Raw genomic sequence first — 19205 nt, 5'->3', positions numbered from 1 at the left:
CGAATCCTCACAGGGCGCCGGTATCGGGGCAGCCGGTGGCGCCCTTGTGACGCGTTGACGGCAGGGGGAAAGGAATAGCGCCACGCGCCGCCGGGCGCGCTCCCGCGCGGGGAGGGCGCGCCGCGACCGGCGAAAAAAAGCCCCGTTGGCGTGGTCGTCCAACGGGGCGGCTGCATGGCGGGCGCAGGCCCGCCATGCACGAGTGCGCAGACGTCCGGCGTCAGGCCGCCTGCGCGCGCGTCCAGTCAACCAGCGCGGCGGTCAGCTCGCGCAGGTGCGCCTTCAGGCGCGGATAGCCGGCATTGGGCCGCAGCGAGACTTCGTCCATGTACAGCTTGCGGTTGATTTCGATCTGCAGGCTGTGGCGGCCTTCGGCCGGGCGGCCGAAGGCGCGCACCAGTTCCACGCCCTTGTACGGGTCGTTGACCGACACGTCGTAGCCGCGCTCGCGCAGCCACGCGGCGATGAATTCACGGAAGGCGGGGTCGCTGGTCGAACCGTCGCGGTCGCCGAGCACGAAGTCGGGGTGCACCAGGCCCGGCTGGTCGGTCGCGAAGGCGCCCGCCACGCTGGGCATCGAATGGCAGTTGATGTGCCACACCTTTCCAAAGCGGGCGTGCGCCTGGTCCAGCACTTGGCCCAGGGCGCGATGATACGGCTTCCAGCAGGCCTCGATGCGATGGCGCACCTCGTCGACCGACAGCTTGCGATCGTACAGCGGCGTGCCGTCGTCCAGCATGCGCCATACCAGGCCCTTGCCCAGCTTCACCTTGGGCGACTCGTCGATGGGCTCGGGCCACGGCTGCGCGAGCAGCAGCGGATCGATTTCATCGACGGCGCGGTTGGCGTCGATGTAGCTGCGCGGGAAGCTGGCGGCGATCAGCGGCACGCCCAGCCCGACCGCATCGCCCCACAGGTCGTCGACCCAGGTGTCCTCCGCCGTGCGCAGCGCGCCGGCCGACACCGACGGCGCGAAATCCGGCGGGTAGGCCGCGCCGCTGTGCGGGGAATCCAGCACCAGGGGGGCGGACAATTGCGCGTGGGGATATTCGGCCGGCAGGTCGAGTCGGTAGGACAGAGGCTGGGTAATAAACATAAATGAATGCAGGTGCTGGAAATCGGCCCCCCGCCGCAAGGGCGGGGGGGAGAGCGCGCTTAGTCGATCTTCACGTTGGCTTCTTTGGCGATACGCTTGTTCTTGGCGATTTCCTCGGAAATCTGCTTGGCGTATTCGGCCGGCGTGTTGGCCACGGGCGCGGCGCCCAGGCCTTCCAGGCGCTTCTTGACGTCGTCTTCGGCGCTGACCTTCACGACAGCGGCGTACAGCTTGTCGATGACGGGCTGCGGCACCTTGGCCGGCGCGACCAGGCCGAACCACGACGAGTCGTTGACGGGCTGCAGGCCGGCTTCGGCGAAGGTCGGCACGTTGGGCAGGGCGGCGACGCGCTGCGGCGCGGCCACGGCCAGCGGCACCAGGGCGCCCGACTGCACGTGCGGCAGCGACGAGGGCAGGTTGTCATACAGCACGTCGACCTGGCCGGCCAGGGTGTCGTTCAGCGCCGGGCCCACGCCGCGGTAGGGCACGTGCATCAGGTCGGTGCCCGAGGCCATCTTGAACATCTCGCCCATCATGTGCGAGACCGAACCGTTGCCGGCCGACGCATAGGTCAGCTTGCCGGGCTGGCTCTTGGCCAGCTTGATGAAGTCTTCGATGTTCTTGGCGGGGACCTTCGGGTTGACCACCATGATGTTGGGCACGGCCGCCAGGTTGGAGATCGGCGTGAAATCCTTCTCGGCGTCGAACGGCAGGTTGGTGTAGATGGCCGGGTTGATGCCGTGCGTGCTCACCGTCGCGATGCCCAGCACGTAGCCGTCGGGGGCGCTGCTGGCCACGAAGGCGCTGCCGATCGAGCCGCCGGCGCCGCCGCGGTTTTCCACCACGACGGTCTGGCCCAGTTCCTTGCTCAGCTTGTCGGCGAACAGGCGGCCCACGATGTCGGTGGTGCCGCCGGGCGGGAAGGGAACGATCAGGCGGATCGGCTTGTTGGGATAGGCGTCTTGGGCATGCGCGACGCCGGCGGCCAGCGGCGTGGCCAGGATCGCGGCAAGGGACAGACCCAGGATGACATTACGACGTTGCATGTGTTCCCCTGTAGGAAAATGTTCAGATCAGTGCGCAGACTTTGCGGTCCTTGGCGCAGACTGCGTCATTCTGGAAGCGGGATCTGGTTTGCGCAAACGAAAGATTCTCCGTAAGCTATTCCTTTTACTCATGGCTGATTTGTAATAAAACCTGAATCGGCCCCTTTTTTCATGCGCCGTTTCTGCCCGTCCCTGACCGATCTGCAGGCTTTTGAAGTCGCCGCAAGGCACAACAGTTTCACTCGCGCCGCACAGGAGTTGTGCGTGACCCAGGGCGCGGTGAGCAAACAAGTGAAACATCTTGAGGAGTTTGTCGGCGTCGAACTATTCCTGCGGATCAGGCAAGGCCTGGTGCTGACCGAGGCCGGCCGCAGTTACCTGAAGAAGATCCGCGCCGGCCTGGGGCAGATCGAAGCGGCCACGCTGGAGCTGATCGCCCACCAGGGACGCGGCGGCACGCTGCACCTGACCGCGATGCCCACCTTCGGGGCCCGTTGGCTGATTCCCCGCCTGGCGGCGTTTCGCCGCCTGCGGCCGGATATCCATGTCGAATTCCTGCCGCATCGCCAGGGCTACGATTTTTCCACTCCCGAACTGGACGCCGCGGTACGCTTTGGCGAGGGTATCTGGCCCGGCAGCGGCGCCGACTACATCGTGGGGCGCGATGTCGTGCCCGTGTGCAGCGAGCGCCTGGTGCCCGGGGGCTGCCAGGACGCGGCCGACCTGCTGGCCTATCCCTTGCTGCACCACACCTCGGCGATGGAAGGGTGGCGCGAATGGTTCGAGCAGGCCGGCTGCGATACGCGGCGCAGCCTGGAGGGCGCGCGCTTCGATCAATATTCGCTGCTGTCGCAGGCCGCCGCGGCCGGCTTCGGCGTGGCGCTGATACCGCGCTGCCTGATCGAGGACGAACTGCGCGACGGCAAGCTGCACGTGCCGATCCAGCTGCCGATCCGCGCCCGCCAGGGGTACTACCTGTGCTATCCGGAGCAGAAGGCCAGCTCGCCGACGCTGCAGGCATTCCGGGGCTGGCTGATGGACGTATCCAGCGAGGCCGAGCCGCGGCCGGACCAGTTGGCCGCGGCCGTCTAAAATAGCCGGATCATGCCATCCAATCCTACCCGCAAAGGCCGCGTTGTCGTCGGCATGTCGGGCGGCGTCGACTCATCGGTGACCGCCTGGCTGCTCAAGCAGCAGGGCTATGAGGTCGTCGGCCTGTTCATGAAGAACTGGGAAGACGACGACGATTCCGAATATTGCTCGACCCGCCAGGACCTGCTGGATGCGGCCAGCGTCGCCGACCTGGTCGGCGTCGAGTTCGAGTACGTCAATTTCGCCGCCGAATACAAGGACCGGGTGTTCGCCGAGTTCCTGCGCGAGTACTCGGCCGGCCGCACGCCCAATCCCGACGTCCTGTGCAATGCCGAGATCAAGTTCAAGGCCTTCCTGGACCACGCCATGGCGCTGGGCGCCGAGCATATCGCCACCGGGCACTATGCCCGGGTACGCGCCATCGAGACGCCGGCCGGGCCGCGCCACCAGTTGCTCAAGGCGCTGGACGAGACCAAGGACCAGAGCTATTTCCTGCACCGCCTGAACCAGGCGCAATTGGCGCGCACCCTGTTTCCGCTGGGCGAACTGCGCAAGACCGAAGTGCGGCGTATCGCCCACGAGATCGGGCTGCACAACGCGGCCAAGAAGGATTCGACCGGCATCTGCTTCATCGGCGAGCGGCCGTTTCGCGAGTTTCTCAATCGTTACCTGCCCAGCGAGCCCGGGCCCATCCTGACGCCCGAGGGACAGCGCGTCGGCACTCACCACGGGTTGTCGTTCTATACGCTGGGCCAGCGCAAGGGGCTGGGCGTGGGCGGCGTCAAGGGGCGCCAGCGCGACGACGGCACAGCCGAGGCCTGGTACGCGGCGCGCAAAGACCTGGCCCGCAACGTGCTGTATGTCGTCCAGGGGCACGATCACCCCTGGCTGCTGTCCACCCACCTGCGGGCGCAGGACGCGAGCTGGATCGCCGGCGAGCCGCCCGCGGCCGGCGCCTATGGCGCCAAGACGCGCTATCGCCAGGCCGATGCGGCGTGCCAGCTGGGCGAAGCGGGCGGCGCCGGCTTCGCGCTGGCGTTCGGGCAGGCCCAGTGGGCGGTCACGCCGGGGCAATCGGCCGTGCTGTACGACGGCGAGGTCTGCCTCGGGGGCGGCATCATCATCTGAACATGCGGACGGGTGCGCCGGGGGAGGCGCGCCGGTCTCGCGGTGGCCGCGGACGCGGCTGCCACAGCGGTTTCATAAACCTGGGAAAGAGGAGTCTGTCGTGGATGTAGTGATGTTGATTTGCCTGCTGGCGCTCGGCGCCGTGGTCGGCTTTGCCGCCGGGCTGCTGGGCATAGGCGGGGGCATGTTGCTGGTGCCGTTCCTGACGATGCTGTTCGCCTGGCAGGGCATGCCGGGCGACCTGGTGGTGCATGCGGCCATCGCCACGTCGATGACTTCGATCCTGTTCACCTCGGTGTCCAGCGTGCGGGCCCACCAGAAGCGCGGCACGATCCAGTGGAGCATCGTGTGGGCCATGGCGCCGGGCATCATCATCGGCGGCCTGCTGTCGGGCGGCGCGGTCTTCGCGGCGCTGAGCACCGCCTGGCTGTCGTTGTTCTTTGCCCTGTTCGTGGGTTATTCGGGCTGGAACATGCTGCGCAGCAAGAAGCCCAAGGCGAGCCGCCAGATGCCGGGCATCGTCGGCACCAGCGCCGCCGGCGCCGGTATCGGCTTTCTGTCGGGCCTGGTCGGCGCGGGCGGGGGCTTCCTGTCGGTGCCGTTCATGGTCTGGTGCAACGTGGCGCTGCACACGGCGGTGTCGACCTCGGCCGCGCTCGGCTTTCCCATCGCGCTGGCCAACAGCGTGGGCTATGTCATCTCGGGCCTGAACGAAAGCGTGTCGCGGCCCGGCATGCTGGGCTACATCTATTGGCCGGCCCTGCTGGCGCTGGTGGCCACCAGCGTGCTGACCGCGCCCCTGGGCGCGCGCATGGCGCACCGCCTGCCGGTGGGCACGCTCAAGCGGGTGTTCGCCACGCTGCTGTTTGCCCTGGCGGCCTACATGCTGGCCAAGGCATGGCAGGCGTTCATGGCCTGACGGCCTGTGTTCCCCTGGCGCCGGATGCGGCGCCAGGGGGCTTCGCAATGAAAAAGGCGGCTCGTGCGAGCCGCCTTTTTCATTGCGCGCCAGCGCTGTCAGGCGGACGGCGGCATGCTGTCGACGAAGGACGGCCGGGTCGACAGTTTTTCATACAGGCGCGCCAGGTTGGCGTGATCGGCGCGCCATTCCAGGTCGGGGAAGCGCAGGTCCAGATAGCCCAGCGCGCAGCCCACGGCGATATCGGCCAGGCTGTAGTTCACGCCCATGCAGTGGGCGTTTTCGCCCAGGCTGTGGTCCATGGCGTCCAGGCTGGCGCGCACCTTGCCGTACTGGCGCTCGATCCATTCGGGGCTTTGCTGCGCGGCTGGACGCAGGCGTTCGCGCACGACGGTGACGCAGGCGTCGAGCAGGCCGTCGGCGATGGCTTCCCAGCACTTGACGGCCGCGCGTTCGCGGCCCGGCTGCGGAATCAGCCGCGCCACCGGCGACAGGGTGTCGAGATATTCGACGATCACGCGCGAATCGAACAGCGCGCCGCCGTCTTCCATGACGAGGCAGGGTACCTTGCCCAGCGGGTTGTACTTCTGTACCTGCGAATCAGGCGACCAGACGTTCTCCAGCTCGAGCTGGTAGTCCAGCTTCTTTTCTGCCATAACGACCCGCACTTTGCGGACGTAAGGACTGGTAAGTGAGCCGATCAGTTTCATGGAGTCACAAAGGCGTAGTCGAAGCGGGCGAAGTATAGCAGGGCGCCCGCTCTCGAATCGGCGTGCGCGCGCCGGATCGCAGCGCATTTGCCACATATGTTACAGAGAGGGCGAATGGTAAAATCGCCCCGCTTACAACCGCTTCTTTCTTACACCGACATGCAGATTGCCGACCAGCTTACCCAACTCAATGCTCTTTCGCCACTGGATGGACGCTATGCGTCGCGCGCGGGGGCGCTGCGGGGGCTGTTGTCCGAGGCCGGCTTCATGGCGCACCGCGTCGAGGTCGAGGTGGCCTGGCTCGTTGCGCTGTCCGATGCGGGCCTGCCCGAGCTGCCGTCGTTCTCGGCCGCCGCGCGCGAGCGCCTGGCCGGGTTGGTGCGCAATTTTTCCGAGGCCGACGCCGCCCGCATCAAGGACATCGAGCGCGTGACCAATCACGACGTCAAGGCGGTGGAGTACTGGCTGAAAGAGCAGGTGGCCGACGACGCCGAGCTGGCGCGCGCCGCCGAGTTCATCCATTTCGCGTGCACTTCCGAAGACATCAACAATACTTCGCATGCGCTCATGCTCACGCGCGCGCGCGCCGAAGTCGTCGTGCCGCAGCTCAACCAGGTGCTGGCCAAGCTGAACGAACTGGCCCGGGCGCATGCCGACCAGCCCATGCTGTCGCGCACGCACGGGCAGCCCGCCAGCCCGACCACGCTGGGCAAGGAGTTCGCCAACGTGGCGGCGCGCCTGCAGCGCGCCGTGGCCGCCATCGAGGCGGTCGAGCCGCTGGCCAAGCTCAACGGCGCCACGGGCAACTACAACGCGCACCTGTCGGCCTATCCGGAAATCGACTGGCCGGCCTTCAGCCGCAACGTGCTGGCTGGCCTGGGCCTGACCCAGAACCGCCATACCATCCAGATCGAGCCGCACGACTGGATGGCGGCGCTGTTCGACGCCGTGGCGCGCGCCAACGTCATCGTGCTGGACCTGGACCGCGATATCTGGGGCTATGTGGCCCTGGGCTATTTCAAGCAGCGGCTGCGGGAAGGCGAGGTCGGCTCCTCGACCATGCCGCACAAGGTCAACCCGATCGATTTCGAGAACTCCGAGGGCAACCTGGGCCTGGCCAACGCCGTGCTGCGCCATCTGTCCGAGAAGCTGCCGGTTTCGCGCTGGCAGCGCGACCTGACCGATTCGACGGTGCTGCGCAACCTGGGCGTGGGCCTGGGCTACGCGCTGGTGGCCTGGGATGCCTGCCTGCGCGGCCTGAACAAGCTGGAAGTCAACGCCGCGGCGATCGACGCCGACATCGATGCGTGCTGGGAGGTGCTGGCCGAGCCGGTGCAGACGGTCATGCGCCGCTATGGCCTGCCGCAACCGTATGAGCAGCTCAAGGCGCTCACGCGCGGCAAGGGCATTACCGAAGAGGCCTTGCGCGAATTCATCGGCGGCCTGGCGCTGCCCGACGAGCCCAAGGCCCGCCTGCTGGCGATGACGCCGCGCTCGTACATCGGCCTGGCCGCGCAACTGGCGCGGGCGGTATAGTCGGGTTGTCCGGCCGGCGCGCGAGGCGGCCGGCCGTTGCCCATCCACAAGGAGATTGCCCGATGAAGAAGTTGTCCATTGTTGCCGCGGTGGTCTGTACGACGCTGGCGCCGCTCTGGTCGTCGCCGGCCGCGGCCCAGTTCGCCAAGCCCCAGGACGCGATCAAGTACCGCCAGTCCGCCCTTACGCTGATGGCGTCGCACTTCGGCCGCATGCAGCCGGTCATGCGCGGCCAGGCGCCCTATGATGCGGCGCAGATCAAGGCCAACGTGGACATCTTCAAGACGCTTTCGACGCTGCCGTGGGCGGCGTTCGGCCCGGGCACCGAAGGCGGCGATGCCTTGCCGGCGGTCTGGAGCGACGCCGAGGATTTCAAGCAGAAGCAGCAGCGCCTGGCCGACAACGTGGCCAAGCTGTCGGCCGCGGCCGACGCGGGCGATTACGACAAGGTGCGCGCGGCGTTCGGCGACGTGGGCGCCAGCTGCAAGGCCTGCCACGATTCGTTTCGCAAGAAGAAGTAAGGTGCGGCGCGCCGCGTCCGCAAACACGAAACCGGTCGCGCGACCGGTTTTTTTTCGTCCTGGCGCCGGCCCGCGCTAGGAAAACGACATGTCGACGACGACGGCCTGCGCCCGTATCCACAGCACGAGCGCTGCGCAACAGGCGCCCACCACGACGGCGCGCAGCCAGATTGCCGGGCCGTCCTGCGAGGCCGGGGTGGCCGGCGGAAGCTGGGCGGCCGGCGCGTTGCCGGTGATCATGGCGCGCACCAGCGCCCGGCGGCGCACCGCCGCGTACCAGGCGATGGCCAGCAGATGCGCGGCCAGCAGGCCGAAGATGACCCATTCGTTGGCCTGGTGCAAGCCGGTAAGCGTGCTGGCGACCGCCTCGCTGACGTGGCCGTACAGCGGGCCCTGGATCATGATGTCGTCGCTGGCGAACAGGCCGGTCGCGGCCTGGACGCCGATTACGGCCAGCATGGCCAGCACCGACAGGGCGCCGAGCGGATTGTGGCCGGCATGGTCGGTGCCTGCGCGCAGGTAGGCAAGAATCGCGCCGGGACCGCGCACGAACGTGGCGAAGCGCGCGTGGCGCGGGCCGACGAAGCCCCAGATCAGGCGAAACAGGACCAGGCCCAGCGCGGTCAGGCCGAACCGGACATGCCAGTCCATGTACAGCCCGCCCAGTTTGACGGTGACCAGCGCGCCGACGACGGCGGCCGCAAAGGCCCAGTGGAACAGTCGCGTGGGCAGATCCCAGATGCGAACGGAGGTTGCGGTTGGCGGCATGGCAGGACGGCGTAGGGCACGGACGCAGCCAACTTTAGCACGGCGCGCTGGCCGCGCCGGTTCAGTGGGTCAGGCTGCGTACCGGCTCGATGCGATGCACGTGCTCGTGGCGGAAACGGATGCGCTGGCCGTGGCTGGCCTTGTCGTCGCCGGCGCAGCGGATCAGTTCGGTCGTGTACGTCGTGGTGCCGTTGATCGGTGCGTTGTAGATCACGCGCGCCCGGATGACCGGGCCGTCGGCCAGTTGCAGATGCACGACGTCGCCGACGTGGATGGGGGTGTCGTCCAGCTTGGTTTGCGTGGGACGGCGGATCAGGTGGTTGGTGTCAAACAGTTGGTTCATGTTTTTCCTCTTTCGAGTTCTAGTTATGGAATGTGCGCAAGGCCGCAAGGGCGGCCTTGCCTGGTACGGCGGACATGCATGCGCGGCATGCGTGGCGCCGGGAGCATGGGGCGGCGGATCGCAAGGGCCCGGAGAGGCCGGCGGGGACCGGCTGTATCCCGATGCTCGAAGTGCGTGCCGTGGGCAGGCCAATGGCGTTGCCGGATGACACACACAGCGTTGGACACCATGGGTGGTGCCAGGGTTCCCTGCGTTCAGGGCAGGGCAGCGATGGGTTTGTAGCAAGCCGTAAGGCGTAAAGCGCGGGCTTGCGGTTTCGGGTCGGCCACGCCAGGCGTGTTCTGATATGAGGGGGCCGGCCAGCGTGCCTGTTGGTCCGTGGCCGGATTGGCCGCGGCGCTGCCGTATCATGGGATACGACATATAGGAAAGCACGAATAACCAAGTATTCTATTGCATCGATCTATGCGTGTCAAGCCCTTGTTTGGGCGAACGCCTGTCACAGATCGCTTCGATGGCAACAAAGTGCCCGCTCCAAGGGGGTTTTCCGGACGCCAGCCCGATAATGCCGGCAATGCGCAATGGCGCCGCATGGGTGCTGGAAGGGAGGTTTATGCGGTTTGGATGGGGATTGCCGGCGCTGGCCGTCGTGCTCGCGCTGGCCGGGTGCGTGAATCGCGAGCCCGAGGAGCGCGCGGCCTTCATCGCGTATCTGGAACAATTGGCCGCGCCGCAAGCTGGCGCCGCGGCCGCGCCGCCCGACCCGCCCACGCGCAAGGCCCTGGGCGACTACGAGGCGCAGTACGAGCCGATGGAAGCGGCCCATGCCGCCGTGCGCGAAGCGTTGGCGGCGCAACAGGCGGCGCTGCAGGCGCTGCGACTGCATTCGGTCGATGAGATCGCCGCGCGGCGGGACGGCTGGGACAGGCTGGTCGAGCGCCTGGCGGCGGCGCGCACGGGGCTCGAGCAGGCGCGCGCCGATGCCGACGCCGCGCGCGCCGCGATGAAGCAGCCCCCCGACCTGCGCGAAGCCTACGCGCGCGCCTACGAACGCAGCGTCACGGCGCCGGCGCAGGCCCTGGCGCGGATATCCGGCCTGCTCGAGCCCGCCGTGGAGGATGCGCGGCGGGTGGCGGCGTTCGTGGCGCGCCATCGCGACCAGATCGATACCGACGGTCCGCTGACCCAGGTGCGCGATCCCTCGGTGCGCAGCGAGCTCAATGTGCTGCTGCAGGCGCTCAATGGCCGCTCCGACAATGTTTCGCAGGCGCAGGCCTTGCTCAATGGCCTGGCGGGGCCGGCTCGCCAGGCGCCCTGAGTACAATAGCGCCTCGTGCGGCCAGGCCGCTTCCGGGATGGAACATGAGCCAATCGAGTCTTTTCAACAGCCGGGCGTTCGTCGGGCTGCTCATCGTGGTGACGGTCGCCTTCGCCTGGCTGCTGTGGCCTTTCTACGGCGCCGTGTTCTGGGGCGCCATCCTGGCCATCATCTTCGCGCCGGTCCACCGCCGCATCGCCGTGCGTCTGGCGCCGCGGCGCAACCTGGCCGCCTTGCTCACCTTGCTGATGGTCCTGCTGGTGGTGATCATCCCGTTGATCTTCATCACCGGCTCGCTGGTCCAGGAAGGCGCCAACCTGTATCAGCGTCTCAAGAGCGGCAACCTCAATTTCGGCGCCTACCTGCAGCAGGCCATCGACGCCTTGCCGCCCACGGTGCACGACGTGCTGGCGCGCTTCGACCTCGCCGACCTGGGCAGCATCCAGGAAAAACTGACCGCCGGCATGATGCAGGCCAGCCAGTTCATCGCCACCCAGGCGTTCAACATCGGGCAGGATACCTTCCAGTTCCTGATCGGCTTCGGCGTCATGCTGTACCTGCTGTTCTTCCTGCTGCGCGACGGTTCGCAGCTGTCGCGCCGGCTGCGCCGCGCGGTGCCGCTGGACGAGCATCACAAGCAGCACCTGTTTCGCAAGTTCACCACGGTGATCCGCGCCACGGTCAAGGGCAACATCGCCGTGGCGGCCGCGCAAGGCGCGCTGGGCGGCGTGATGTTCTCGGTGCTGGGCATCCAGGGCGCGCTGCTGTGGGGCGTGATCATGGCCTTCCTGTCCTTGCTGCCGGCCATCGGAGCCGGCCTGATCTGGGCGCCGGTGGCGGTGTATTTCCTGCTGACGGGCGCGATCTGGCAAGGCGTGGTGCTGATCCTGTTCGGCGTGCTGGTGATCGGCATGGTCGACAATGTCCTGCGCCCCTTGCTGGTCGGCAAGGACACCAAGCTGCCCGACTACGTCGTGCTGATCTCGACGCTGGGCGGCATGGCGCTGTTCGGGCTGAACGGCTTCGTGATCGGGCCGCTGATCGCGGCGCTGTTCGTGGCCTGCTGGGACCTGTTCTCGCCGCCCGACGACACGGCCGGAGGCGGCGCCGCGCAGCCCTGATCGGGCTTGCCCGCGCCGCCGGGCGGGCGCGACAATGGCCTTATGTCCACCAACCGGCGGCGCCGCGCGCCGCGCTTGCCATGAAGCTGCCTATCGACGGACTGATCGCGTCGTTCGACGTGGATGCGCAAAAGGGTTTCACTTCGCTCTGTCCGGATGAGCTGCCGGTGCCCGATGGGCACGCGATCGTCCCCGAGCTCAATGCCCAGGCGGCGCGCGCGGACCTGCGCCTGGGGTCGAAGGACGCCCACAGCCCCCACGCGATCTGGCGCGCGACGGCCGAGCAACCCATGTTCAGCCCGGTAGCGGGCGCCAATGTCGACGTGCGCTGGAACATGCACTGCGTGCCGGGCACGCGCGGCTTCGAACTGCTCGACGGCTTGCCGGCGCCGGCCGACTACGATTTCTTCGTCTGGAAAGGCGTGGAGCCCGACATGCATCCGTATGGGTCCTGCTACCACGACCTGGCCGAACGGCAGCCGACCGGCGTGATCGAGTTCCTGCGCGCGCGCGACGTGCGCTGCGTGCTGCTGGGCGGCCTGGCGCTGGATTACTGCGTCAAGGTGACGGCCTTGCAGCTGCGCCGCGCCGGGCTGGACGTCGTGCTCAATCTGGCGGCGTGCCGCGGCATTGCCGCCGCCACGTGCGAACAGGCCAGGCGTGAACTGATCCAGGCGGGGGTGAGCACCGTGCCGCATGCCGGCGTGCTGATGCGCGCCGGCGGCTAGCGGGACGCGTGCGCTGCCCCGGCCGGCGCGCTAGTGCCGGCCGGACCGCGCCATGTCGTCCGGGCGCGGCGATGCTTCGGCCGGCCCGGCATGGGCCAGCACGCAGCGGTTGCGGCCGCCCGACTTGGCCGCGTACAGGGCCTGGTCGGCGCGCTTGAGCAGCCGCTGGTAGTCGGGATGCCCGTCGTGGGCGGCCACCCCTATGCTCAGCGTCAATCGCAGTTCGCCGCCATCGGGCAGCACGGTCGCCTTTTCCTGGACGCGGCGGCGCAAGGCCTCGGCGACGTTCAGCGCCTGCGCGCCGTCCGCGTCGACCAGCACCACCAGGAACTCCTCGCCGCCGAGGCGGAAGGTGTAGTCCCCGCCGCGGCTGTACGAGGCGATCAGGGATGCCACTTGCTGCAGCACGAAGTCGCCCGCGTCGTGCCCGTGGGCATCGTTGATCGACTTGAAGTAATCGATGTCGGCCACCAGCACCGACAGGGGGATGCCGGTCTTGCGCGCATACGCCACCTCCTTGCTCAGCACCACGTGCAGGTACTTGCGGTTGAGCAGCCGGGTCAGCGTATCGCGGCCGGACTCCAGGTTGCCCGCCTGTTCGAACAGCCCGTCGATCAGAAAGCCGATGGCCTTGGTGGCATCGCGCACGCCGTGCAGGATGGCCAGGCGCTGGTCGGGCGGCGGCTGGGTCTGCTGCGCATCGGCCAGCAACTGGTCGATGTGCTGGAGCTGGTTCGACACGCTGCGGCTTTCGGCCGCGCCTTCGAAGGCATGCGCCGCCTTGTGGATGAACCACAGGCCGAATTCGGATTTGCGTATGGGGGGCAGCTCGTCCCATGGCTTGCCGACCGACAGGCCGAACATCAACTGGTTCTCCCAGTCGAGCAGGGCGGCGCGCTGGCGCTCCCGTTCGGCCCCGACGTTCTGCGACAAGGCCAGCAGCCGGTAGCCTTCCTCGGCGCGCGCGTTGCGGTCGTGCGACACGGAGTAGGCGTGGCACATCATCTCGACCGCCGTCATGGTGACATCCGCGACATAGCGGCACGCCGCGGCCGCCTGTGCGGCCGACAGGCTGGCATCGAGGTCCAGCAGTTCACAGATCCTGCGGATCAGCGCGCACGCGCCGCGCATCACCAGGTGGACCGGGATGTCGATGCGCGCATGCACTTCGCCGACCTTGCGCTGGAACGCCACGGTCCGCTCATATTCCCCGCCGGGGGCGGCGGCGTACACCGACTCCAGCCAGTCCTGCATGGAGGCATGCAGCTTGGTCTTGACCAACTGGTCGGACAGGAAGAAGGCCGCGTTGGGGTCGGCCAGCATGCACTCGTAGAAATAATCGGCCAACGCCGCCTTGTGCGCGGTGACGACGTTCCGGGCGGCAACCCATTCATGGGGCGAATAATGCGCGCAAGTCTCTTTCCAGCGCAGGGCCAGGATTTCAGGCGAAGGCTTCAAGTTGTATCCAGCAGGGGTGGGTCCACGGCAGATTGTAGTCTGCCGTTACGCTTAAAAGTCGCCCGGCGTGGCCCTGGCGCCGATTATGTCCACGATAGGGCGCGCGGGGCATCAATAGGCAAGACTGGGTAATACTCCGGGCGGTTTCGGGGCCCGCGGGGCGCTCAGCCCGCGCGCCACTGGCTGCGTTCGATCATGCGCGCGAATACGGTGAAGGCTTGCGGATCGGTACGCGCGCCTTGCTCGGCTTCCAGCATGGCCATGGTGCGGTGGTGCGGGACCGGCGCCCGGTAGGGACGGTGCGCCGTAATCGCGTCATAGGCATCGACCACGGCGATCAGGCGCGCCTCGATCGGAATGGCCTCGCCGGCCAGCCCGTCGGGATAGCCCGATCCGTCGTAGTGCTCGTGGTGGTGCCTGACGATGCGGCCGATCGCCGCGCCGTCGTCCAGCCCGGTTGCCGCGATGATGCGCTCGCCCAGCACGCTGTGTTCCTGCATGTGGGTCCAGTCCTCGCCGAGCAGGCGGCCCGGATGATGCAGGACGCGGTCGGCCACGCCCAGCTTGCCGATGTCGTGCAGGCTCGCGCCCAGTTCCAGGCGGCGTATCGCCGTGCCATCCAGCCCGTATGCGCGGCCCAGTTCCCCGGCCAGCGCCGCGACGCGCCCGCTGTGTATGGCGGTGCCGGGGTCGCGCGCGCGCAGCGCGGCCGCCAGGGCGCGGCAGGCGCGCGTATCGGCTTCGGAGCGCGGCAATGATTCAGTTTGCATGACTCGTGTTTCTGATCGAAATGGTGCTTGCCGCAATGGCCAAATTGACGGCCAAAGCCGCCTCAGTCCCCGCGAATGGCGCGGCGGTCGCGGCGCTAGACTGGCGCGGCCTCCTGGAATCCCATTCATGGCGCTGCCCTGGCCGGGCAGTTCAGAACATGCAGACCGACGTCAACATCAATTCGCTAGCAGCCCTGGGCCTCATGGAGGAAATCTTCGCCAACTACCACGCCTATCGCGTCGCCAAGCAGGCGGGCGATACGGGCGAGATGGCGCTCAGGCGCGCGAAGATCGAGACACTGGCCGCCGAACAACGACGTGTCGTTGCCGCGGTGTGCCGTGATACGGGCGCGCAGTGAGCGACGGCGGGGCGCTTGCCCTTATTTCAGGGGTTCCTGGCCGGCCGCCTCGAGATAGGCGTCGATTGCCAGCTTGAGGTGGGAAAGGGCGCTGCCTGTCAGCGGACGCTGGTCGGATTCGGCCAGCAGGCCGTCAGCGGCCTGGCGCAGGGCGGCGCCGAATCGCTCCCGCTGTTGCGCGGGTTGGGCGGCGATCAGGCACTGGACGGTAGTCTCCAGTGCGCTGACCTTGGCAGTGACCTGCTGGATGGCTTGTGCGAAAGCCACCATGATTTCCTGGTTTTCCATCAAAGGACGTCCATATCGGGTTGCGCCAGCCGTATCCCGCGCAAGACTTGTTGCCAAATACCAGGGCCTGGAACAGGCGCGGGTTGCCGGCATCGGTGGCGTCGCACGGGCCTCGGGAGCAAAGTGGCTCGCCCTTTCGCCCGTCGGTCTGGCTATTTTTTGCAAATTGTAGCTTAGCCAGTCGCTGCGTTCGGGCCGGCTGCGCGCGGGCGCGCGCCGGCATGGCGGGCGGGCTTGAGCGATGTCAAAAGAGGCCGTGGCGGGAAGGACGAACGGGCTCGATAAGCTGTATGGACATACAGTAATTATGAGCCTAGAATCCGCATCATATGGTCTCGGAATTCCGAGGCCGGGAGGCGGAGACGATGAGCGAACCGGCGATCGCGTGGCGGCGTGTGGACGATTATTGCTGGGTTGGCCCTCCTGGCTGGACGATCTGCCGGGTCTGGCTGGACGGAAGCTACCAGTACGAGCTGTGGTTCAGCCGCGGCGATGGCGGCACCATCTACGGCATGCGCGCCTCCCTGGAGGGTGCGCAGCACCTTTACATGCAGAAATTGGGATAAGCCTCATGGCGATTGAACTCGAGCGAGGCGCGCGCGATGCCGCCATCGCTTCCATCCAGCGGTATTTCGACCAGAGCATGGAAGAACCCATCGGCAATATCGGCGCGCACGCCTTGCTGGGATTCTTCCTGGAGGAAGTCGGGCCGGTCATCTATAACCAGGCCGTGGCCGACGTGCAAGAGCGCCTGCAGCAACGCGTGGCCGAACTGGATCTCGAGATCCACGAGGAGCCGTTCGCGTATTGGCGCAGGCACGACAAGGGCGCGCGCGCGGGGCGCGGCTAGGGCAGGCGCGGATCGCGCGCGCGAACATGGCGCGGTAAGATCGACGGCGAAAGGAGGCGCTGCTCGATGAAAAAGGAACCGGGACGCGGTTTTCTCGATAAATACTTTCCGGCGGGAATCCGGCCCGCATGCCCGAAATGCGGCCATCAGGGGTTTATCGTGCTGCATGACGACGCGGTCGAGAATGCGGACAAGCCGATCGCCATCGTTGCCTGCGCATCCAGGAGTTGTCACGCCGCGATCGGCGTGCTGCCGGCCAGCGCGGTGTGGGACGAATAGCGGTCGCGCACAGGCGGCGGGCGCATATATATCCCACAGCCCCATACACCCCGCGCAGCACAAAACAAAATGCCCGCAATCGCTTGCGGGCATTTTGTTTGAATTCTCTGGTGGCGCATCCCTGATTCGAACAGGGGACCTGCGGATTATGATTCCGTCGCTCTAACCGGCTGAGCTAATGCGCCATCCCTGGCTTGGCATCAACAAATGGTTGGCTGCCAAACGAAGAACGAAATTCTAGCATGAAAGATTTTGTATGTGCAACAAGCCGGCATTTCAGGCGTCGCGGGCCAGGCGGATGCCGGAGAACTGCCAGCGCGCCTCGGGCGGGAAGAAGTTGCGGTAGGTGGCGCGGATGTGTTCGCGCGGGGTCGCGCACGAGCCGCCGCGCAGCACGTATTGGTTGCACATGAACTTGCCGTTGTATTCGCCGACGGCGCCGGCCGGCGGGGTGAAGCCCGGGTAGGCGTCGTAGGCGCTGCTGGTCCACTCCCAGACGTCTCCATACAACTGCACCGGCACGCCGGCGGCCGCGCGGCGCGGCGCGGGCCGCGGATCCAGGTGGCCGCTGTCGAGCAGATTGGCCGGCGCGTCCGCGCTGGCTCCAGGCGCGCGCGCGGCGAGTTCCCATTCGGCTTCGCGCGGCAGGCGCACGCGCGCCCAGCGCGCGTACGCGTCGGCCTCGTAATAGCTGACGTGGGCAACCGGGGCATGCGGCTCCAGCGCCTGCAGGCCATGCAGCGTGAAGACGCGCCAGTCGTCTTTCTGGCCTTCCCAGTACAGGGGTGCGCGCCAGTTCTGCTGGCAGACCTGGTCCCAGCCCAGCGACAGCCAGAGTTCGGGGCGGCGGTAGCCGCCATCCTGTATGAAGGCCAGGTATTCGGCCTGGGTGACGGGGCGGTCGGCCAGGTGAAACGGCCTGAGCAGTACCTCGTGGGCCGGGGTTTCGTTGTCGAAGGCAAAGCCTTCGCCGGCGTGGCCGATGCCCACGATGCCGCCGTCATAGCGGGTCCAGCCCGCCGGCGTGCCGGCCGGCAGCGCGGGTATGCCGGGCGGCGCATAGGCAGGCCGCAGCGGGTTGCAGCTGAACAGGTGCTTGAGGTCGGTGAGGATCAGCTCCTGGTGCTGCTGTTCGTGATTCAGCCCCAGCTCCACCAGCGCGTCGAAGTCGGTGTCCACGCCTGCCAGGCGCGCGCACAGCGCTGCCATGGCCTGGTCCACATGCGCGCGGTAGCGCAGCACGTCGTGCAGCGACGGGCGGGTAAGCAGGCCGCGCTGCGGACGCGGGTGGCGAGCGCCGACCGCGTTGTAGTAGGAGTTGAACAGCATGCGGTAATGCGGGTCGAACGGCCGGCGGCCGGGCTCGAAGCGGCCGATCACGAAGGTTTCGAAGAACCAGGTCGTGTGGGCCAGGTGCCATTTGACGGGACTGCAGTCCGGCATGGATTGCGCCTGGCAGTCTTCCGGCGACAAGGGTTCGGCCAGCGCCGCGCTTTGCGCGCGGATGCGGGCGTAGCGCCCGGCGGGGTGCGGCGCCGGCTCGGGCGGGCCGGGGCGAGTGAGCAGGCAGGCTGACGACTCCATGGAAGCTCCTTGGCGCATGTCGGTGGGGCGGGCCTGGCTCAGGCCCGGGCACTGAATACGGAAAACCAGTCGCGCGCGTCCGACCAATGGCGGATGTCGCCGTAGCCGGCGCGCCGCAGCAGGTCGATGAAGCGTTCGAGGGTGTATTTATAGGAGTTTTCCGTGTGGATGCGTTCGCCGGCCTGGAACCGCCGCTGGCCGCCGGGCCAGCGCACGCGTACGTCGCCGCGTGCCTGCAGGTGCATCTCCATGCGGCTGCGTGGCTCGTTGTAGAGGGCGACGTGGGTCCAGTCGCGCACGTCGAAATCGCTGTCGAGCACGGCGTTGACGTGCCGCAAGAGGTTCAGGTTGAACGCGCCGGTCAGGTGCAGGGCATCGTCGTAGGCGGGCTCGACGATGGCGCGCGCCTTGACGCGGTCGACGCCGATCAGCAGTCCGCCGCCGGCGTCCACCTGTGCACGCAGGCTGGTCAGCAATGCCAGCGCGGCGTCGGGGTCGAGGTTGCCGATGCTGGAGCCGGGATAGAAGAACAGCCTGCCCTCGGCGTCGATGGCCTGGGGCAAGTCCAGCCCCGCGTTGAGGTCGCGGCCCAGCGGCAGCACCTCCAGCCACGGGTGGGCGCGCCGCACCCGCGCCACGGCCTGTCCGAGGAAGTCGGTGGAGATGTCGATGGGCACGTAGCGCTGCGGCCGCAGACAGGGCAGCAGGCGTTCGGCCTTGGCGCAGTCGCCCGCGCCCAGGTCTATCAGCGTGCGAACCGGCCCGGTGTGGCGGGCGATGGCCTCGAGGTGGGTGGCGAAGATTTCCGCTTCGCAACGGGTGGGATAGTACTCGGGCAGTTGCGTGATCGCGGCGAACAGGCTGGAGCCGAGCGCGTCGTACAGGTATTTGGGGTCGATGCGGGCGGGGTGCGCCTGCAAACCGGCCAGCAGGGCGTCCAGGGCCGGGTCGACGCCGGTGGCCTCGGGCATGAAAGGCGCGGCGGCGGCAAGCATCGTGGGCGTGTGGGCCATGACGGGGTTCCTTCCAGGTGGGATGGAAGGGATCTATTGTGTGCGGCGGCGACGTGTCGGTGTCAAGCGCTAACGTCCCGGCTGCAATGGACTTTTACGAAAAGAAAAAAGCCGGGGCGCGGCGGCGCGCCGCAAGCGCCGTTCCCGGACCGCCGCAAGAGGGGGGCGCCGGATTCGCATTCGGTTGCCAAATGACACGCCCGCGCCCGCGTCGGCCGGCCTGCTGCGGGCGACGGAAATACTGCTTTACCGCTGGTTGCCAAACCAGAGGCGTACGA

22 protein-coding genes and 1 tRNA gene are annotated in these 19205 nt (G+C 67.5%); 12 read left to right on the top strand and 11 right to left on the bottom strand.

Going from position 1 to position 19205, the window contains the following annotated elements; translation table 11 throughout:
- Window positions 1-220: 220 nt before the first annotated feature.
- Window positions 221-1096, bottom strand: a complete 876-nt coding sequence (locus tag CAL11_RS14640; protein WP_033463537.1) for an N-formylglutamate amidohydrolase — start codon at window positions 1094-1096, stop codon at window positions 221-223.
- A gap of 59 nt (window positions 1097-1155) precedes the next feature.
- On the bottom strand, window positions 1156-2142 hold the full coding sequence (locus tag CAL11_RS14635; RefSeq protein ID WP_033463539.1) for a Bug family tripartite tricarboxylate transporter substrate binding protein: 987 nt from the start codon (window positions 2140-2142) through the stop codon (window positions 1156-1158).
- 171 nt (window positions 2143-2313) lie between these two features.
- Here CAL11_RS14635 and gcvA point away from each other — a divergent pair, with 171 nt between their 5' ends.
- The 3 genes from gcvA to CAL11_RS14620 all read left to right on the top strand — a co-directional run bounded on the left by gcvA (window position 2314) and on the right by CAL11_RS14620 (window position 5281).
- Window positions 2314-3234 carry a transcriptional regulator GcvA gene (gene gcvA / locus CAL11_RS14630; RefSeq protein ID WP_003820331.1) on the top strand — a complete coding sequence of 307 codons (921 nt, stop codon included), beginning with the start codon at window positions 2314-2316 and terminating at the stop codon, window positions 3232-3234.
- Between the two features lie 12 nt (window positions 3235-3246).
- Entirely contained in the window at window positions 3247-4362 is a 1116-nt protein-coding gene (gene mnmA, locus CAL11_RS14625; protein ID WP_033463543.1) for a tRNA 2-thiouridine(34) synthase MnmA, read from the top strand.
- A 100-nt stretch (window positions 4363-4462) separates the two neighbouring features.
- On the top strand, window positions 4463-5281 hold the full coding sequence (locus tag CAL11_RS14620; protein WP_033463545.1) for a sulfite exporter TauE/SafE family protein: 819 nt from the start codon (window positions 4463-4465) through the stop codon (window positions 5279-5281).
- 98 nt (window positions 5282-5379) lie between these two features.
- Here the strand turns inward: CAL11_RS14620 and CAL11_RS14615 are convergent, their stop codons facing one another.
- Complete coding sequence (locus CAL11_RS14615; RefSeq protein ID WP_033463547.1) at window positions 5380-5991, bottom strand: glutathione S-transferase; 612 nt, start codon at window positions 5989-5991, stop codon at window positions 5380-5382.
- A 159-nt stretch (window positions 5992-6150) separates the two neighbouring features.
- Between CAL11_RS14615 and purB the strand changes: the two genes are divergently transcribed.
- A complete protein-coding gene (purB, locus tag CAL11_RS14610) occupies window positions 6151-7527 on the top strand; it encodes an adenylosuccinate lyase (RefSeq protein ID WP_033463549.1) in 1377 nt (458 codons plus the stop codon).
- A gap of 62 nt (window positions 7528-7589) precedes the next feature.
- A complete protein-coding gene (locus CAL11_RS14605) occupies window positions 7590-8048 on the top strand; it encodes a c-type cytochrome (RefSeq protein ID WP_033463551.1) in 459 nt (152 codons plus the stop codon).
- 75 nt (window positions 8049-8123) lie between these two features.
- Here CAL11_RS14605 and CAL11_RS14600 read toward each other — a convergent pair whose 3' ends face one another.
- Both CAL11_RS14600 and CAL11_RS14595 read right to left on the bottom strand, forming a co-directional pair.
- Window positions 8124-8816: a cytochrome b/b6 domain-containing protein gene (locus CAL11_RS14600; protein WP_033463553.1), complete on the bottom strand. Its 693-nt coding sequence runs from the start codon at window positions 8814-8816 to the stop codon at window positions 8124-8126.
- 61 nt (window positions 8817-8877) lie between these two features.
- Window positions 8878-9159, bottom strand: coding sequence for a hypothetical protein (locus CAL11_RS14595; protein WP_033463555.1), 282 nt, complete (start codon window positions 9157-9159; stop codon window positions 8878-8880).
- 613 nt (window positions 9160-9772) lie between these two features.
- Between CAL11_RS14595 and CAL11_RS14590 the strand changes: the two genes are divergently transcribed.
- From CAL11_RS14590 to CAL11_RS14580, 3 genes are all read left to right on the top strand, one after another.
- Window positions 9773-10477 (top strand): DUF3053 family protein, encoded by a 705-nt coding sequence (locus CAL11_RS14590; RefSeq protein WP_230590319.1) that lies wholly within the window; start codon window positions 9773-9775, stop codon window positions 10475-10477.
- A 44-nt stretch (window positions 10478-10521) separates the two neighbouring features.
- The gene (locus tag CAL11_RS14585) at window positions 10522-11598 is read left to right on the top strand and encodes an AI-2E family transporter (protein WP_033463559.1); all 1077 of its coding nucleotides are present in this window, start codon (window positions 10522-10524) and stop codon (window positions 11596-11598) included.
- Window positions 11599-11678: 80 nt separating this feature from the next.
- A complete protein-coding gene (locus tag CAL11_RS14580; protein ID WP_086093326.1) occupies window positions 11679-12326 on the top strand; it encodes an isochorismatase family protein in 648 nt (215 codons plus the stop codon).
- Between the two features lie 30 nt (window positions 12327-12356).
- Here CAL11_RS14580 and CAL11_RS14575 read toward each other — a convergent pair whose 3' ends face one another.
- Together CAL11_RS14575 and CAL11_RS14570 are read right to left on the bottom strand one after the other, a co-directional pair.
- Entirely contained in the window at window positions 12357-13784 is a 1428-nt protein-coding gene (locus CAL11_RS14575) for a diguanylate cyclase (protein ID WP_033463563.1), read from the bottom strand.
- Between the two features lie 164 nt (window positions 13785-13948).
- Entirely contained in the window at window positions 13949-14554 is a 606-nt protein-coding gene (locus CAL11_RS14570) for an HD-GYP domain-containing protein (RefSeq protein WP_033463566.1), read from the bottom strand.
- A 35-nt stretch (window positions 14555-14589) separates the two neighbouring features.
- Between CAL11_RS14570 and CAL11_RS14565 the strand changes: the two genes are divergently transcribed.
- Window positions 14590-14913 carry a hypothetical protein gene (locus tag CAL11_RS14565; RefSeq protein ID WP_033463853.1) on the top strand — a complete coding sequence of 108 codons (324 nt, stop codon included), beginning with the start codon at window positions 14590-14592 and terminating at the stop codon, window positions 14911-14913.
- 21 nt (window positions 14914-14934) lie between these two features.
- On the opposite strand, the gene CAL11_RS14560 is transcribed toward CAL11_RS14565, so the two are convergent.
- Entirely contained in the window at window positions 14935-15201 is a 267-nt protein-coding gene (locus tag CAL11_RS14560) for a hypothetical protein (protein ID WP_086093325.1), read from the bottom strand.
- A 365-nt stretch (window positions 15202-15566) separates the two neighbouring features.
- Between CAL11_RS14560 and CAL11_RS14555 the strand changes: the two genes are divergently transcribed.
- The 3 genes from CAL11_RS14555 (at window position 15567) to CAL11_RS14545 (ending at window position 16330) form a co-directional block, all read left to right on the top strand.
- Window positions 15567-15767 carry a hypothetical protein gene (locus CAL11_RS14555; RefSeq protein ID WP_080699807.1) on the top strand — a complete coding sequence of 67 codons (201 nt, stop codon included), beginning with the start codon at window positions 15567-15569 and terminating at the stop codon, window positions 15765-15767.
- Between the two features lie 5 nt (window positions 15768-15772).
- The gene (locus tag CAL11_RS14550) at window positions 15773-16051 is read left to right on the top strand and encodes a DUF2164 domain-containing protein (protein ID WP_086093324.1); all 279 of its coding nucleotides are present in this window, start codon (window positions 15773-15775) and stop codon (window positions 16049-16051) included.
- A 66-nt stretch (window positions 16052-16117) separates the two neighbouring features.
- On the top strand, window positions 16118-16330 hold the full coding sequence (locus tag CAL11_RS14545) for a hypothetical protein (RefSeq protein WP_086093323.1): 213 nt from the start codon (window positions 16118-16120) through the stop codon (window positions 16328-16330).
- Between the two features lie 108 nt (window positions 16331-16438).
- Here the strand turns inward: CAL11_RS14545 and CAL11_RS14540 are convergent.
- The 3 genes from CAL11_RS14540 to egtD form a co-directional block, all read right to left on the bottom strand.
- A tRNA-Met gene (locus tag CAL11_RS14540) sits at window positions 16439-16515 on the bottom strand.
- A 91-nt stretch (window positions 16516-16606) separates the two neighbouring features.
- Window positions 16607-17932 (bottom strand): ergothioneine biosynthesis protein EgtB, encoded by a 1326-nt coding sequence (gene egtB, locus CAL11_RS14535; RefSeq protein ID WP_086093322.1) that lies wholly within the window; start codon window positions 17930-17932, stop codon window positions 16607-16609.
- 20 nt (window positions 17933-17952) lie between these two features.
- The gene (gene egtD, locus CAL11_RS14530; RefSeq protein ID WP_086093321.1) at window positions 17953-18927 is read right to left on the bottom strand and encodes an L-histidine N(alpha)-methyltransferase; all 975 of its coding nucleotides are present in this window, start codon (window positions 18925-18927) and stop codon (window positions 17953-17955) included.
- Between the last annotated feature and the right edge of the window lie 278 nt (window positions 18928-19205).

Origin of the sequence: Bordetella genomosp. 6 (assembly GCF_002119705.1) — a bacterium.
Taxonomy (GTDB): Bacteria; Pseudomonadota; Gammaproteobacteria; order Burkholderiales; family Burkholderiaceae_B; genus Bordetella; species Bordetella bronchiseptica_F.
The sequence above is the reverse complement of the archived record's forward strand: the minus strand, read 5'-3'. Positions and strand labels throughout refer to the sequence as shown.

Coding starts and splice junctions, on each gene's coding strand:
- CAL11_RS14640 (WP_033463537.1), bottom strand. CDS start 1,096: ATGTTTATTACCCAGCCTCTGTCCTACCGACTCGACCTGCCGGCCGAA.
- CAL11_RS14635 (WP_033463539.1), bottom strand. CDS start 2,142: ATGCAACGTCGTAATGTCATCCTGGGTCTGTCCCTTGCCGCGATCCTG.
- gcvA (WP_003820331.1), top strand. CDS start 2,314: ATGCGCCGTTTCTGCCCGTCCCTGACCGATCTGCAGGCTTTTGAAGTC.
- mnmA (WP_033463543.1), top strand. CDS start 3,247: ATGCCATCCAATCCTACCCGCAAAGGCCGCGTTGTCGTCGGCATGTCG.
- CAL11_RS14615 (WP_033463547.1), bottom strand. CDS start 5,991: ATGAAACTGATCGGCTCACTTACCAGTCCTTACGTCCGCAAAGTGCGG.
- purB (WP_033463549.1), top strand. CDS start 6,151: ATGCAGATTGCCGACCAGCTTACCCAACTCAATGCTCTTTCGCCACTG.
- CAL11_RS14605 (WP_033463551.1), top strand. CDS start 7,590: ATGAAGAAGTTGTCCATTGTTGCCGCGGTGGTCTGTACGACGCTGGCG.
- CAL11_RS14600 (WP_033463553.1), bottom strand. CDS start 8,816: ATGCCGCCAACCGCAACCTCCGTTCGCATCTGGGATCTGCCCACGCGA.
- CAL11_RS14595 (WP_033463555.1), bottom strand. CDS start 9,159: ATGAACCAACTGTTTGACACCAACCACCTGATCCGCCGTCCCACGCAA.
- CAL11_RS14590 (WP_230590319.1), top strand. CDS start 9,773: ATGCGGTTTGGATGGGGATTGCCGGCGCTGGCCGTCGTGCTCGCGCTG.
- CAL11_RS14585 (WP_033463559.1), top strand. CDS start 10,522: ATGAGCCAATCGAGTCTTTTCAACAGCCGGGCGTTCGTCGGGCTGCTC.
- CAL11_RS14580 (WP_086093326.1), top strand. CDS start 11,679: ATGAAGCTGCCTATCGACGGACTGATCGCGTCGTTCGACGTGGATGCG.
- CAL11_RS14570 (WP_033463566.1), bottom strand. CDS start 14,554: ATGCAAACTGAATCATTGCCGCGCTCCGAAGCCGATACGCGCGCCTGC.
- CAL11_RS14565 (WP_033463853.1), top strand. CDS start 14,590: ATGGCCAAATTGACGGCCAAAGCCGCCTCAGTCCCCGCGAATGGCGCG.
- CAL11_RS14560 (WP_086093325.1), bottom strand. CDS start 15,201: ATGGAAAACCAGGAAATCATGGTGGCTTTCGCACAAGCCATCCAGCAG.
- CAL11_RS14555 (WP_080699807.1), top strand. CDS start 15,567: ATGAGCGAACCGGCGATCGCGTGGCGGCGTGTGGACGATTATTGCTGG.
- CAL11_RS14550 (WP_086093324.1), top strand. CDS start 15,773: ATGGCGATTGAACTCGAGCGAGGCGCGCGCGATGCCGCCATCGCTTCC.
- CAL11_RS14545 (WP_086093323.1), top strand. CDS start 16,118: ATGAAAAAGGAACCGGGACGCGGTTTTCTCGATAAATACTTTCCGGCG.
- egtB (WP_086093322.1), bottom strand. CDS start 17,932: ATGCGCCAAGGAGCTTCCATGGAGTCGTCAGCCTGCCTGCTCACTCGC.
- egtD (WP_086093321.1), bottom strand. CDS start 18,927: ATGGCCCACACGCCCACGATGCTTGCCGCCGCCGCGCCTTTCATGCCC.